General features: G+C 47.2%; 12 protein-coding genes. 2 read left to right on the top strand and 10 right to left on the bottom strand.

Features of this window, described 5'->3' with window-relative positions; translation table 11 throughout:
• Positions 1–71: 71 nt before the first annotated feature.
• The 9 genes from NL111_RS01515 to NL111_RS01475 form a co-directional block, all read right to left on the bottom strand.
• Complete coding sequence (locus NL111_RS01515; RefSeq protein ID WP_002831024.1) at positions 72–1,454, bottom strand: flavocytochrome c; 1,383 nt, start codon at positions 1,452–1,454, stop codon at positions 72–74.
• Positions 1,455–1,467: 13 nt separating this feature from the next.
• A complete protein-coding gene (locus NL111_RS01510; RefSeq protein WP_002831022.1) occupies positions 1,468–2,379 on the bottom strand; it encodes a dihydroorotate dehydrogenase in 912 nt (303 codons plus the stop codon).
• Positions 2,380–2,390: 11 nt separating this feature from the next.
• Entirely contained in the window at positions 2,391–5,564 is a 3,174-nt protein-coding gene (gene carB, locus NL111_RS01505) for a carbamoyl-phosphate synthase large subunit (RefSeq protein WP_128688298.1), read from the bottom strand.
• Between the two features lie 2 nt (positions 5,565–5,566).
• Entirely contained in the window at positions 5,567–6,652 is a 1,086-nt protein-coding gene (locus NL111_RS01500) for a carbamoyl phosphate synthase small subunit (protein ID WP_128688297.1), read from the bottom strand.
• Positions 6,649–7,941, bottom strand: coding sequence for a dihydroorotase (pyrC, locus tag NL111_RS01495; protein ID WP_128688296.1), 1,293 nt, complete (start codon positions 7,939–7,941; stop codon positions 6,649–6,651). Before pyrC ends, NL111_RS01500 begins: the two co-directional genes overlap by 4 nt.
• Before the next feature lie 4 nt (positions 7,942–7,945).
• The gene (locus tag NL111_RS01490; RefSeq protein WP_063504692.1) at positions 7,946–8,866 is read right to left on the bottom strand and encodes an aspartate carbamoyltransferase catalytic subunit; all 921 of its coding nucleotides are present in this window, start codon (positions 8,864–8,866) and stop codon (positions 7,946–7,948) included.
• Positions 8,867–8,988: 122 nt separating this feature from the next.
• Entirely contained in the window at positions 8,989–9,642 is a 654-nt protein-coding gene (gene pyrE, locus NL111_RS01485) for an orotate phosphoribosyltransferase (RefSeq protein ID WP_002831015.1), read from the bottom strand.
• A 427-nt stretch (positions 9,643–10,069) separates the two neighbouring features.
• Positions 10,070–10,894 (bottom strand): Cof-type HAD-IIB family hydrolase, encoded by an 825-nt coding sequence (locus NL111_RS01480; RefSeq protein WP_053905777.1) that lies wholly within the window; start codon positions 10,892–10,894, stop codon positions 10,070–10,072.
• A 21-nt stretch (positions 10,895–10,915) separates the two neighbouring features.
• Positions 10,916–11,245, bottom strand: a complete 330-nt coding sequence (locus NL111_RS01475) for a hypothetical protein (protein ID WP_005919729.1) — start codon at positions 11,243–11,245, stop codon at positions 10,916–10,918.
• 83 nt (positions 11,246–11,328) lie between these two features.
• Here NL111_RS01475 and NL111_RS01470 point away from each other — a divergent pair, with 83 nt between their 5' ends.
• On the top strand, positions 11,329–12,270 hold the full coding sequence (locus NL111_RS01470; RefSeq protein ID WP_002831012.1) for an AEC family transporter: 942 nt from the start codon (positions 11,329–11,331) through the stop codon (positions 12,268–12,270).
• A 381-nt stretch (positions 12,271–12,651) separates the two neighbouring features.
• Here NL111_RS01470 and NL111_RS01465 read toward each other — a convergent pair whose 3' ends face one another.
• Positions 12,652–13,677, bottom strand: a complete 1,026-nt coding sequence (locus NL111_RS01465) for a YeiH family protein (protein WP_004166766.1) — start codon at positions 13,675–13,677, stop codon at positions 12,652–12,654.
• A gap of 160 nt (positions 13,678–13,837) precedes the next feature.
• Between NL111_RS01465 and NL111_RS01460 the strand changes: the two genes are divergently transcribed.
• Positions 13,838–14,692 carry a LysR family transcriptional regulator gene (locus NL111_RS01460; protein WP_285110358.1) on the top strand — a complete coding sequence of 285 codons (855 nt, stop codon included), beginning with the start codon at positions 13,838–13,840 and terminating at the stop codon, positions 14,690–14,692.
• The last annotated feature ends 78 nt before the right edge of the window (positions 14,693–14,770 follow it).

Here is a 14,770-nt window from a genome sequence, read left to right as displayed (position 1 = left end):
TCAGATAGTTTGCAAGTACTAACCAAAAATCGACTGTTATACCAAATTTAGGTATGACAGTCGATTTTTAATTAAACCTGGTAATTTTCAATCTGACGAGCGGCCGCTAGTCCAAAGACTACTGTTTCCGCAATCGAGTTACCCCCGAGCCGGTTATTGCCATGTAAGCCGCCCACGGTTTCTCCAGCCGCATATAATCCCGCAATCGGTTGTTGTTGGTCATCTAAAACTTGGGTTTCTACGTTAACTTTTACGCCGCCCATTGTATAGTGCACAGCTGGAGCTACCGGAATTGCCGCAAAAGGCCCGGTTGCAAAGTCATCTACTAAGCCGGTGGTGCGGCCAAATTCTGCATCATGCTGTTGGTGAACCACCGTTTGCCAAGTTGCCATCGTAGTATCCAATGCAGCTTGGGGAATTTCCAATTGGTCGGCTAATTCTGCAAGGGTTGCGCCATGGGTGACCAGGCCAATTTGGTCGTAAAATTGGACGGCAACCACCCGGTTAATCAACGCTTGGTTAAAAATTAAAAAAGCGTTGGCCGGAGTTTGTGCGTTAATCGCCGCCGTAACTTCTTTGCGGGTGGCCAGTTCGTTAACGAACCTGCTTCCTTGATGATTAACGAGAATCGCGCCCTCGCCACGAACTGTTTCGCCAATTAAAAAGGTTCTTGCTGAATCTTGATAGACGGTGGGATGCACTTGAACTTCCGCCATATCGATTAATTGGGCCCCTAATTGTTGTGCTAAACGTAGACCATCACCGGTCGCTCCTGGTTGGTTCGTAGTGCGGTAATGCAGCAAATCAGGTCGGTAATAAGCAATTAAATCTTGGCTAGCCGAAAAGCCTCCGGTTGCCAAAATTACCGTCGCACTCCGTAACGTTTGTCGGTCACCAGCTTGGTTTTCAGCAATTAACTGAAAATCTCCAGATTCCATTCGCATAATATTCACTACCTTAGTTTGACAAAGGATCGGAACTTGTTTTTGGGTCAAATCATCTACTAAGTGATGAATCAAGTATCCCCCAATTGCCGGAGCGCTACTTGGTCGGTGGGCTCGTTTAACTGACATCCCACCAGTTAAGGTCAAATCGTCTAAAACAATCCCATGTTCTTTCAACCAGTCCACTGCTTCAGCTGCGTGACTAGTAAAGTAGCGTAACATGTCCACGTCATTTTTCCGCCCGCCGCCCCGGTAGGTATCTTCAAAAAAGGATTCGTAAGTATCCTTAATCCCCGCGTGCTCTTGAACAACCGTCTTAGCAGCGTTCATCCCTGAAGAAGCCCGAATAGAATTCCCTCCAGGCTTAGCCATTTTTTCTAAAACAATTACCCGTTTTCCCGCTTCGGCCAACGCGAGCGCACTTACTAAACCAGCGCTGCCAGCACCTACAATCATGGTATCAAATTGCTTTTCAGCGGCTATCGATTGAATTGATTGGGATTGTGTCATTACTCCGCCTCCGTTAATTTTTCACCTTAAAATCTGCAATCCGTTCAAACCCGTATCGATCCATCGCGGCAGGCAATTCCGTGATGACGTCGTGACACGCCCGCGGATTGCCGTAGCTTGCGGATCCAATTTGAATTGCTTGGGCTCCTGCTACCATCAATTCTAACGCATCTGCGGGAGTAAAAACGCCCCCCACGCCAATGATTGGTAAATCGGTTACTTGGCGTGCTTGGTGAACCATTCGCACGGCTAGGGGATGAATCGCCTTTCCAGAAAGCCCTCCAGTACCGTTTGATAAGTGCGGTTTGCGGGTGTGTAGATCAATCTCCATTCCCATCAACGTATTAATCATGACCAGTCCATCCGCTCCGCCCGCTTCGGCAGCAAGCACGAGGGGTTCGATGGCGGCCACCGCAGGAGTTAGTTTAACTAACACCGGACAGTCCACCTGGGTCTTAATTGCTTGGGTTAGTTCTCGCACCATTTGCGGTTCCGTTCCAAAGGCGATCCCGCCTTCCTTTACGTTCGGGCAGGAGACGTTTACTTCAATTAATTTAACGTTCGGTGCGCTAGCCATACGGTGTGCGACCGTCACGTACTCTTCAAAAGTACTTCCCGCGACGCTCCCCACAATCGGTAGTGTTGGAAAATTATTGGCTAACCAAGGAAGTTCTTCACTTAATACGTGGTCGATCCCCGGATTTTTTAACCCAACCGCGTTCAGCCAGCCCGCGCTGGTTTCCGCCGTTGTGGGCCACGGATTGCCCGCTCGGGGAGTTTGGGTGGTCGATTTAATCACTAAGGCCCCCAATTCGTTTAAATCCATTTTCTCCGCCAGGGACTGACCATACGCGGCAGTACCACTCGCATTCATAACCGGATTTTTTAACGTTACTCCCGCAATTTCCGTTTCTAAGCGTTGCATAATCTTCCTCCTTATAGGTGAACCGTAGTAAAGGCTTGGGCTTCTAACACTTGTAAAATGGCATCCACCGTATCCAAGGCGGTAAACAATGGCACTCCGTAGGTTAGCGCGGTTTGTCGGATTTTAATTCCGTCGTTGGCGCTATCCGGATCGTCAGCAATGGTGTTAATCACCGTTCTAATTTCATGTTGTTTGATTTCATTTAAAATTTGGGTCGATTCCGTCAGTTTTTCCACCGTTTCCACAGGTAAACCGTTTTGTTTCAAGACTGCCGCGGTCCCTTCAGTAGCCACTAGTTGATAACCTAGATCCCAGAAGCGTTTAGCTAAACCAACCACTTCTTCCTTATCCGTGTTGCGGACCGTTAACAAAACTTTGCCGTGGTCTGGTAAATGAAGTTTTGCACCCTCCAACGCTTTATACAGTGCCTTAGCTAAAGTACGGTCACTTCCCATCACTTCGCCAGTGGATTTCATTTCTGGTCCTAACAAACTATCCACATCGTTTAGTTTGGTGAAGGAGAAGACCGGCGCCTTCACGTGAATTAACTTACCCGGTCGGTGAAGCCCCGGAGTTAGCCCTTGTTCCCGAATACTTTGGCCAAGGATGGCCTTCGTTGCGATCCGGGCCAGTGGTAAATCCGTGACCTTGCTAATCAATGGAATCGTCCGACTAGCGCGTGGGTTAACTTCAATCACGTAAACCTGTTCGTCGTGGACGATAAATTGAACGTTCATTAGCCCAACGCACCGTAGACAACGGGCCAATTTAGTCGCGATTTCCACAATTTGGTTCTGCACGGTTGTTGAAAGGGTTTGAGCCGGATAAACCGCCATTGAATCTCCCGAATGCACACCCGAACGTTCAATATGTTCCATAATGCCCGGGATTACCACGTCATGTCCGTCGCTGACCACGTCAACTTCACATTCCGTCCCCACTAGGTACTGGTCGATCAAAACTGGATGCTGGTGGGAAACCTGGACCGCAGTGTGCATGTAGTTTTCCAATTCAGCCTGGTTGTGGACAATTTCCATCGCCCGGCCCCCTAAAACGTAACTTGGACGAACGACCACCGGATAGCCGATTTGATTAGCCGCCGTAATCGCCGCTGGAACCGTGGTAGCGGTTCGTCCTTCGGGTTGCCGGAACTGGTTTTCCGTGATTAACTGATTAAACTCGTCCCGATCTTCGGCACGGTTCACGTCTTCCACCGCGGTGCCTAAAACGGGAACTCCGTGGTCCGCTAAGGCTTCGGCTAAATTAATCGCGGTTTGGCCGCCAAATTGAACGATTACGCCCTTAGGTTGCTCTAACTCGATTACGTTAAGCACCTCTTCGACAGTTAACGGCTCAAAATATAGTTTGTCAGACATTGAAAAGTCGGTCGAAACAGTTTCCGGGTTGTTATTTACCACGATGGCTTCGTAACCCATTTGACGAATTGCTTGAATCGAGTGGACCGTGGCGTAGTCAAATTCAACCCCCTGCCCAATCCGAATCGGACCCGACCCCAACACTAGGATGGAGGGCTTTTCTGAAACCTGACTTTCGTTTTCAAATTCGTAGGTGCTGTAATAATACGGCGTACTGGAAGCAAACTCCCCTGCGCAAGTATCAATCATCTTGTATACTGGTTGAATTCCAGTTTGGTGCCGATATTCACGCACCCGATCCGCAGTGGTTTGCCAAAGCCGGGCAATCGTAGTATCCGCAAAACCGTAATGTTTAGCATCGGTTAGCCATTCGGTTGCAAAGGGATGGTCCTGCAGCGCCGTTTCAATTTCATAAATATGTAGTAATTTATCCAAAAAATAAACGCTAATCTTAGTTAATTGCGCTAATTTAGTCAACGATTCGCCGCGACGCAACGCTTCGTAAAGGTAGAATAGTCGGTCGTCTCGAGCTACTTTGATTCCAGCAAGTAACTCTGTGTCGTTTAAGTTAGCTAAGCGTTCATCATGGAGCTCCGCTACATCAATGTCGAGGGAGCGCACCGCCTTTTGGGTGGCTTCCTCAACGGTGCGACCAACCGCCATTACTTCTCCAGTTGCCTTCATTTGGGTACCCAAACGGCGATCGGCGTTGGCAAATTTATCGAACGGCCACCGGGGAATTTTGCAAACCACGTAATCTAGCGCTGGTTCAAATTCCGCGTAAGTCGAGCCGGTCACCGGATTTAAAATTTCGTCAAGTTGTAATCCAACGGCGATTTTCGCCGCCACCTTGGCAATTGGATAGCCGGTTGCCTTAGAAGCTAGCGCGCTTGATCGACTTACCCGCGGATTGACTTCAATCACGTAATACCGATTCTGGACTGGGTCAAGGGCAAACTGAACGTTGCAACCTCCTTCAATTTTTAGCGCCCGAATAATCCGCAGCGCCGCGTCCCGCAACTCCTGAACTTCCCGGTCGCTTAAGGTTTGAACCGGTGCGTAAACAATTGAATCTCCGGTATGAATCCCTACCGGATCAAAGTTTTCCATGTTGCAGACCACAATCGCGTTATCGGCGTGGTCCCGCATTACTTCAAACTCAATTTCCTTCATTCCGGCAATGCTTTGTTCGATCAACACTTGGGTCACTGGCGAAAGGGTGAGTCCGTTGGCGGCAATTTTCCGAAGTTCCGTTTCGTCATTAACGATTCCGCCGCCGGTACCGCCCATTGTAAACGCAGGCCGGACAATTACGGGGAAGCCACTTTGTTTAGCGAAGTCGACCGCTTCGGCAACCGTGGTCGCAATTGCGGAATCAGGAACTGGTTCACCAAGTTCCTTCATTAACGACCGGAACCGTTCCCGGTCTTCTGCTTGGTCGATTGCATCCAATTTAGTTCCTAATAGTTCAATATTTAGTTCCTTTAAAATTCCTGATTCGGCTAATTCCATCGCCATGTTAAGCCCTTGCTGACCTCCAAGAGTTGGCAAAATGGCATCCGGACGCTCTTTGCGAATGATTTGGGATACAAATTGCCGGGTGAGTGGTTCAATATAGACCTTATCCGCCACGTCCGTATCGGTCATGATGGTCGCTGGATTTGAGTTGACCAACACCGTTTGGTAGCCGAGTTCTTTTAACGACAGGCACGCTTGGGTACCGGAGTAGTCAAATTCGGCCGCCTGACCAATAATGATCGGTCCTGATCCAATCACCAAAATTTTATTTAAATCCGTTCGCTTAGGCATGATTAGCGCACCTCCATTATTTTTTTCCGTTGGTCAATTAACCGCATAAATTGGTCGAAAAGACCGACCGCATCGTGTGGCCCAGGTGCCGCGTCTGGGTGAAATTGTACTGAAAAAGCCGGGTACTTTTCGTGACGTAAACCTTCCACCGATTCATCGTTAATTTCTTCGTGGGTAATCGTCAAATCGGTCGCGGCAACCGAAGCGCGGTCTACCGCATAGCCGTGGTTTTGCGAAGTTAAGTCGATACGCCCAGTAGCTAAATTGCGCACCGGATGGTTAAATCCCCGATGACCAAACTTTAATTTCATCGTCCGGGCGCCGTTCGCCCGGGCAAAGAGCTGGTGTCCCATACAGATGCCAAACACGGGCACTTGTTTTTCCACCGTGCGAATCATTTGTAACACGCCGTCTGGAACTGCTTCGGGGTCCCCCGGTCCGTTGCTTAAAAGCACCCCGTCCGGATTATTTGCTAAGACCGTTTGGGCGTCCGCATCGTAGGGCAGCACCATTACGTTGCAATTCCGCCGCGCAAGTTCCCTTAAGATGGAATACTTGAGGCCAAAGTCCACCACGACCACCTTCCGACCCGTTGCTGGATTAGGGTACGGCCGGGGCGTCGCGCTTTGTTCGATTGGGTGCGCGTTCGATTTGAATTGCTGAATTTGTTCCACCAAGCCATCGCGGACTTCGTTGACTAACGCCGCCTTCATCGCCCCGTGCTCGCGAATGTGCCGGGTTACCGCCCGGGTATCAATTCCGCTGATTCCGGGGAGTTCCTGTTGAATTAAAAACTCCTCAAAAGTCATTTTCATTTGCCAGTGACTAGCCCGTCGCGCAACTTCGTGAACCACCACTCCCGCGCAACTAGAACGGATCGATTCCCAATCGTCGCGGTTAATTCCGTAATTGCCAATCAATGGGTACGTAAACATTAAAATTTCTCCGTTATAGGATTGGTCGGTTAAGGACTCTTGGTATCCGCTCATTCCGGTATTAAAAACCAGTTCGCCGATGCGTTCCTGATTGGCGCCGATTGCCGTGCCCGGATGAACCGTGCCGTCTTCTAAAACTAAATAACGCTTCATTTTGAAATGCCCCTTCGTTCAAACTTGATTTGTCCCGCAACCATGGTGAGCTGGGATTGACCATAAACTCGTTGGCCAATCAACGGACTGTTGTGCCCCTTCGATGCCATCGCCGCAGCGTCAATTTCATATTCGTGATCCACGTCCACAATCGTTAAATCCGCCACCGCACCTACCGTTAAATTGCCCGCCTTCCTTAACTGAAAGGCTTGGGCGGGATTGGTACTCATCCAGTTGATCAATTGGCCGACCGAACAAATTCCCGGTTTAACTAGCTTGGTGTAAAGCAAGGCAAAGGCGGTTTCCAATCCGGTAATTCCAAAGGCCGCCGTTTTCATCGAACCCACCTTATCCGCGTCCGTATGGGGGGCGTGGTCGGTAGCCACCATGCTAATCGTGCCGTCCAGCAATCCCGCAAGTAATGCTTGGCGGTCCGCTAACCGGCGCAACGGGGGGTTCATCTTTAACATGGGGTTGTCCTTAGTGATCATCTGTTCATCCAAGAAGAGGTGGTGTGGGGCGACTTCGGCAGTCACCCACACTCCGTCACGTTGGGCTCGCCGAATCAGCTCCACGCTCCGTGCTGTAGAAACGTGGCAAACGTGGTAGTGTACGCCCGTTTTTCGCGCGATTTCTAAATCCCGGGCTAATTGTGCCGTTTCTGCCAGCTCATCAATGCCAGGTAAACCTAGTTCTTGGGCACGCGCCCCGGCATTCATCACCCCGTGCTGCATAAGGGATTCGTCTTCCACGTGGGCCGCAAGCGGCAAATCAATTTTTTGCAAAGCTTGCATGGCCCGGTACATCGTTTGTGCGCTTTGGACCCCGTTGCCATCGTTACTGAAGGCCACCGCCCCCGCTTCTTTAAGAGCTGCAAAGTCTACCAACTGATCGCTGGTCCGGTTCTTAGTTACCGCTGCGTATTGCCCAATGTGCACGCGGCCGACTTGTTGATTATGCGCAATCATTTTAGCTAACCGGGTCGGGTCGTCGGGAACCGGATTTACGTTGGGCATCGTCAGCACGGTGGTGTATCCGCCCCGTAACGCCGCTTGGCTGCCGGTAGTTACGTCTTCTTTTTCGGTTAATCCGGGGTCCCGGAAATGAACGTGCACGTCCACCAATCCCGGAAGTACCAGTTGATTTTGGGCATCAATGACCCGTTCAGCAACCGTCGTCTCCGCAAGTTGGGAAGCAATTGCGCTAATTTGTTGATCTTCCACCAAGACGTCCGCCTTTTGTAGACGGCCGTTAGAGACTACCCGGCCGTTTTTAATCAAGGTTCGCATTTATTTACGCCCCCATCACCAAGTTTTTCGCGTTTAGCACGTCGGTCAAAATTGCCATCCGCATGTACATCCCGTTGGTCATTTGTTTAAAGATCCGTGAACGTTGGCATTCCACCAGTTTGCTTTCAATTTCAATTCCGCGGTTAACCGGAGCGGGGTGCATGATAATCGCGTGTGGTTGCATCCGTTCTGCCCGTTGCTTAGTCAAACCGTAGTTGGTCAAGTAATCCTGAACTTCCATTCGTAAATTATCGCGATCCTGGATCCGTTCTTTTTGAATTCGCAACAACATCATGACGTCGACTTGGTCAACCAGTTCATCAATCGGCCGATAAGTACCGTAGTCAGCTAGGTCTTTGGCCATCCATTCTTCAGGCCCCGCAAAGTAGACTTGAGCGCCCAGCTTATTTAGTAGCATTGCGTTAGAACGCGCGACCCGGGAATGGGCGATATCGCCGGTAATGGCCACCTTCAAGCCCGCAAAACGACCGAATTCTTCGTAAATCGTCATCATGTCTAGTAACGATTGGGATGGGTGTTGTCCGCTACCGTCGCCCGCGTTGACGATGCTGATGTCTAAATTTTCGTCCAAAATTGGCTCATAGTAATCGTTTTGGGGATGCCGAATTACCGCCACGTCCGTTCGAATCGCGTCAATGGTTTTCACCGTATCCAACAGTGTTTCACCTTTGGAAACCGAACTAGTTTGTACCTCAAATTCCAACATTTTCATACCTAAGCGTTGTTCAGCCATTTCAAAGCTGGTGTGGGTCCGGGTGCTATTTTCGAAGAAGAGGTTCATCGCGTAAACCGGGCGCTTTAATTGCACCTTCTTACCCTTCTTGAATTCTTCTGCTAATTTAATTTTGTGTAATACGTCCGCTTCGTTAAAGTTTTCTACCGTAGTCAAGTCATGCATATTCATTATTTTTTCCTCCTTAAGTTATCAAAAAAGGCTACCTGCCAATTGAATTTGCTTGGAAGGTAGCCTAAAAAAGCCGATTCAATTGGTTCCTCTCGGGAAACCGATTTAATTGAAACTAAATCTTATTTAATTGTTGTAGTTGCGCCCCATTGCCAAGGATCCTGATGCCAAGTGCGGGCCGAATCTAGCTGGGCCGGGGTTAGTTGTTGTTGCGTAGCTAAATAATCAATTAATTGGTGATAATCGATCAGACTATGTAACTGGGTATCCTCAGCCGCAAAGTTTTGATGTGCGTCCGGGAGCTGGTAACTAAAGATACTCGCGACCCCCAGCAGTTGAGCGGGGGTTTGGCGAACCGCTTTGCCAGCCTTAAGTACGCTGCCGCCGGTTGAAATCAAATCGTCAATCAACACCACCTGGTCAGCGGCTTGTAAAGCCCCCTCAATCTGCTTACCCGCTCCGTGATCCTTGGGTTTAGAGCGAACGTAGATCAACGGTAATCCGAGTTCCTCAGCAACCCACGCTGCGTGCGGAATCCCAGCCGTTGCCACCCCGCCGATCACCGTTGCCGTCGGATAAAATTGCCGAATTAGTTCGCTGAGCCCCGTGGCAATTTGTTTACGTAACGCGGGTTTGCTAATTGTCATTCGCAAGTCGGTATAGATTGGCGACTTGATTCCACTGGCGTACGTAAACGGTGCGTCAGGCTTTACCTGAATTGCTTGCAATTCCAGTAACTGCTGAATAATTGCTGCTTGAGTTTGTGTTTCCGTCATGTTTGAACCCCTTTATTTGGATTTCGAAATCGCTAATTTTGGGTACAAAAAAACCACCAGTAAGTAAAATGGCCGGCGCTAACCGCGTCCATTCCACCTACTGATGGCGACTCCGTTAGCTTGTTGACCTCTCGGGATCAACTTAAAGCGACTCGATTAATTTTTACCAATGATACACCCCTGAAATTAAATGTCAAGCCACGTTATGGTAAAAAATAGAGTGTGGGGCAAAAGTTGGGTAGTTTATGAGCATTAACTAAAAAGCGACCATTGTGCTTGAATTTAGCATAAATAGTCGCTTTAGGATTAACCAAAGTAGTCTGAATTTTGGTGTAGGTATGGCTCTATTAAAGTCAATATACCAAAATAATTTCAGTTCCTTCTCAGCTTCCATTTTACTTGTATTTTGAAGGATTCGCGTAGTTACCTACTTAATCTCCCCGGCCAACAACCGCTCAATCATGTCTAAAACGCCACTGTGGTTGTTGTCCAATTTTGTGATTAGCTTCGTTGCTTTTTTAGCTTCTGGTTCCGCGTTTTTCATTGCATAACCTAGTCGCGCGTGCTGTAACATGGCTTCGTCATTTTGCGTGTCGCCGAAGGCCATGGTCTCGTCCATGGAAATCTGCCACAAGTTCTGCAATTGGGTCAGTCCATAAGCCTTAGTCACGTGCGGCATGGTGACGTCCATGCCCCCCAGCCCACTCATCACGCAACCAAGGTCATCCCCCAGCGCGTTTTGTAACTGTTCGGCTTGGGGGCGCACGTCCGTTAGCCCACTCCAATGAATATCAATCTTGTAAATCGGCTCGTTTACCGCCGTTAGTTTTGCTACCGGCGTAAGGTGTTGATAAAAATATGCACTGTCTTTCCAATCGGCGTCACTAGGCACCATGTTGGTGAACGCTTGTTGACGGGTCGACAAAATTAGTTTTGCTTCGGCAAACTCCGGAGTGCTCATTAAATAATCCAACGCATCATGCAGTAAAGCCGGTTTAATGGGATTATCATCCAAAACTTTCCCTTGCTCAACGGTCAGGGCACCGTCTTCAGCGACAAAAGTCAGGTCACCTTCAATTCCTTCAAAAACTTCTTGGCAGTGCGCCAGTTGATTCCCACTAGCTACCACAAATTTAATTTGTCGGCGACTAAGTTCGTCTAGTTGGGCCTGAAAACGTGATCGGTCAAACTCCCGTTGGTCATTTAAAAAAGTTCCGTCAATGTCACTTGCAATTAATCGAATCTCCGTCATAACATCCTCCTTGTTGAGTTACTAACGACCGCCAGCGATTTTACTTAGCTGTTTATCCAAGTAGTCCCAGAGACTATCCGCATCTTGTGTAAAATCCTCAGTAAAGCTAGTTCCGCGAGGTGCAACTTTACCAGTGGGCGCGTTAATCACATCATAGACTACCAACTCGTCATTTTCTAATTTACAAGTGAAGTAGTGCCCGTCCAAAATGTCGTCTAATAAGTGTTGGGCATTATCCTGGATTGCTTGTTCAATTAATTGTTCTTCAGCAACCGTTTGACCCTGTTCTTTTAATTGTTCTTTTTTAACCCGTACTTCGGTCAAATCGTGTGGTACTTGAATAATTGCCATGCGCTTTTCCCCCATTTAATTACTAATTAAATTCAATTTTACCATGGATATTGCGCTAAAATAGACTAGAAAACAAATTAGGGGTGAGTGAAATTTTATTACAAAGTATTCAAGGGGTACTGGTAATCATTATTATGGTTGCCGTGGGGTACTATTTAGCCTCTCGACACTGGTTTAACGAGGATTCTAAAAAATTACTTGCTAAGCTTGTTACCCAAGTGGCCCTGCCGCCTTACATGATCACTTCAATTACCAAAGATTTTACTAAAGCTGAACTTTTCAAGTTACTGCCCAACCTTTGGTACCCGGTTTTATCAATGTTCATTTTAATGGGACTTGCTTGGTTAATTGTGCGCTTAATTCACGTTAACCCGCGCCATCAAGGCTTGTTTACTTCCATGTTTTTTAACTCCAACACCGTTTTTGTCGGGTTGCCCATTAACCTAGCAATCTTCGGAGAACGTAGCTTGCCATACGTGTTGGTTTATTACATGGCTAATACAACCATTTTTTGGACGTTAGGGGTTTACTTCATCCAACGTGACCAACAACGCCAAACCAAAATCAGTCTAAAAAGCACTTTACAAAAGATCTTCTCAGCCCCACTTTTAGGATTTATGATTGGGATCGTCCTGATTGTCCTAAACATTCACCTACCTAGTTTCTTATCGTCTAGCTTCACTTACTTAGGAGGCCTGACCATCCCGTTGTCCATGTTGTTTATTGGGGTTTCCGTTTACGATGCAGGTTTGCGCAATATGCGTTTTCAAAAAGACAATTTGGGAGTTTTACTTGGCCGGTTTGTTTTTGCGCCAAGCTTAATGGCTCTGTTAGTAATGCCAAGCTCCATGCCCCTAATCATGAAGCAGGTCTTCATTTTACAATCGTGCATGCCGGTAATGACGAATGCGCCGGTAGTCGCCAAGCTATACGATGCGGATGCCGATTTTGCATCAATTATGGTGACGGAATCCACGTTACTATCACTGATAATGGTGCCGGTGATGATGTGGATAATGGGATAGAGTGTGGAAGCCCACGGGTAGGGTTGGAGGATTAACTATATCTTGGGCTTAATCGTGTGCTTGCGATTAAGCCCAAAATTTGGTTAACCGCAAAAACCCTGGGGGCTGGAACACGTTTCGGCTCAGCTGCAAAAAAACATTCCTAACAAAGATTGGGACTGAGAAGAAAATAAAAAATGTTTTTCAAGAATAGAAAATTCTCGAAAAACATTTTTGCGTGGACCTTAATAAAACCAAATGTGCGCCAAAAGCCATTTTTTCCCGCTTAACCAAAAATGACTATTATACCCAATTCAAGCATAAGTCAATTTTCAGTTAATGCTCACAAACTTTCTGGCTTTTGTCCGACCCTCATTTTTTAATAACTGATGTTTTTAAATTCTAGAAGAACCACTTGCTTGCCATAATTACGAAAATTAATAGCAATACCGAGCCGATCGTCGCTGCCGCAAACGGTCCCTTACCGCGTTTTAAGATTACCCGGAAGTTTACTGACATACCTAAAGCAGCCATTGCCATGCCCAAGAAAATGTAAGCCAGTTTAACTAATCCTGCTAAAACGCCTGCACCTAATGGTAAGAAAGTTCCGACAACACTAGCAAGGATAAAGCCACCCATAAACCAAGGAATTGGGAGCTTGCCCTTTGTTTGATTAGCAACGTTAACTTCATTCCGCCGCCGGTGCCAGAAACCGATAATCAAGGCTACCGGAGCCAACAAAAGCACCCGGGAAAGCTTGGTAATGATGGCCGTATCCAAACTAACCGGACCACCCGCACCACCGGTTGCCACCGCGTGGGCAATTTCATGGAGTGACCCGCCAGCAACGACCCCAAATTGGGTCGGCGTTAAATGCAACCATGATTTCAAACCAATTTCGATAAACGTAAAGACCGTTCCTAAAATCGCCACCACGGCAATTGCCATAACTTCGTCTTCCCGCTTTTGTTCCTCTTGGTCAGCCGGCACCTGGATTTGTGGAGAGATTCCCATTACTGCGGCTGCCCCACAAATTCCGGTCCCACTTGCCACGAGCATTGCTAAATTAGATTCCACGTTAAATTTTCGCGCTAAATTGTAAACCACTAAAATTGTCAGACCAACTATTAAAACCGCCAACAAAATCGTCTTTACTCCCGCATGCGCCAAATCAATTAAGTTCAACTTAAATCCCAAAAGGATGATTCCTAAACGTAAAAATTTGTTAGAAATAAACCCGGTACCTTTTTTGGATTTTTCCACGACCCGTGGACTAAACTGTACTAACATTCCTAAAACTAATGAAATTACTAAGGCGCCAATTAAACTAAAATATGGTAATTGGGCCAACAAGCTACCGGCTAACGCGCAGAGTAACGTTACTCCAATAGCTGTCCAAAAGCTTTTTTCTTTCACCAACTTTGCCATAATAATTCTCCTTTTCTCTTTGTTTATTTTGTAAACCCCTAGCGAATACTTTTGGGGTTACTCGTTTTCTAGCACATTAATTATCCTATCAAAGTTAGTGAATAAAATATAATTATAATATATAATCAGTCTATAGATATTACTTATAGGGAGAATTACGATGATTGATAACCGCTACGCCACGTTTGCTTTATTGTCGAAAAATAAATCCTACACGAAAACTGCTAAGGAATTATTTATTACCCAGCCTGCAGTTTCCCAACAGGTTAAGAGTTTAGAAAACGAACTCCAGCTAAAATTGGTGGAATACCGCCACCCGCATTTGAGCATCACCCCTGCCGGACAAGCTCTAGCGCGATTCATCGAAACTACCCAACATCAAGAAAACCAACTGGTACAACGGCTGCAACATCCTGCCAAAGCAACCACGCTTCGAGTGGGAGTAACTCATTCAGTAAGTATTTTTATGGCTCCGCAACTGTTGCGAAAGTGGCACGATCGCTACACCCATATTCAGTGTACGGTTGCTAATACCCGCACCATTTTGTCTCAGATTGATACCGGAAAGCTAAATATCGGAATTTTGGAAGGTAACTTTGACAAGTCCTTATACAGCAGCCAAACCATTACTACCGAAGACTTTGTGGCGGTTACCCGTGCTTCCTCGCCACTCGCCCAACGTTCTTCGCTTACGCTAACCGATTTATTGGACGAACCGCTATTGCTTCGGGAAAACGGTTCAGGAACCCGGAAAGTTTTCGAAGATTGGGCGAGTGCATTCAACGTCAAAAAAGACGACTTCGCTCAAGTAATTGAATTTGGAAGTTCCGGTGGGATCGTTAACTTGCTTCAAAGCTTGGGCGTGAGCTTTATGTACCGTTCCTTAGTTAAGCCTCAGCTTGCAGATCAATCCCTAGTGACGCTGCCCATTAAAGGACTTGATATTAGTCGGCCGATTGCCATGGTATACGCCAAAAATAGTTTCTTCGAAAACGAATACCAGCAACTCCTCTAAGCATTTATGGCGAAGAGCGTTATAATAAAGTTAGTCTTGATAAAAATCATCAGCTATTGATTTAGTTTGCTAGGTTTA

Source organism: Pediococcus sp. AC40 (assembly GCF_030252485.1).
Taxonomy (GTDB): Bacteria; Bacillota; Bacilli; order Lactobacillales; family Lactobacillaceae; genus Pediococcus; species Pediococcus acidilactici.
The sequence above is the reverse complement of the archived record's forward strand: the minus strand, read 5'-3'. Positions and strand labels throughout refer to the sequence as shown.

Coding starts and splice junctions, on each gene's coding strand:
- NL111_RS01515 (WP_002831024.1), bottom strand. CDS start 1,454: ATGACACAATCCCAATCAATTCAATCGATAGCCGCTGAAAAGCAATTT.
- NL111_RS01510 (WP_002831022.1), bottom strand. CDS start 2,379: ATGCAACGCTTAGAAACGGAAATTGCGGGAGTAACGTTAAAAAATCCG.
- carB (WP_128688298.1), bottom strand. CDS start 5,564: ATGCCTAAGCGAACGGATTTAAATAAAATTTTGGTGATTGGATCAGGA.
- NL111_RS01500 (WP_128688297.1), bottom strand. CDS start 6,652: ATGAAGCGTTATTTAGTTTTAGAAGACGGCACGGTTCATCCGGGCACG.
- pyrC (WP_128688296.1), bottom strand. CDS start 7,941: ATGCGAACCTTGATTAAAAACGGCCGGGTAGTCTCTAACGGCCGTCTA.
- NL111_RS01490 (WP_063504692.1), bottom strand. CDS start 8,866: ATGAATATGCATGACTTGACTACGGTAGAAAACTTTAACGAAGCGGAC.
- pyrE (WP_002831015.1), bottom strand. CDS start 9,642: ATGACGGAAACACAAACTCAAGCAGCAATTATTCAGCAGTTACTGGAA.
- NL111_RS01480 (WP_053905777.1), bottom strand. CDS start 10,894: ATGACGGAGATTCGATTAATTGCAAGTGACATTGACGGAACTTTTTTA.
- NL111_RS01475 (WP_005919729.1), bottom strand. CDS start 11,245: ATGGCAATTATTCAAGTACCACACGATTTGACCGAAGTACGGGTTAAA.
- NL111_RS01465 (WP_004166766.1), bottom strand. CDS start 13,677: ATGGCAAAGTTGGTGAAAGAAAAAAGCTTTTGGACAGCTATTGGAGTA.
- NL111_RS01460 (WP_285110358.1), top strand. CDS start 13,838: ATGATTGATAACCGCTACGCCACGTTTGCTTTATTGTCGAAAAATAAA.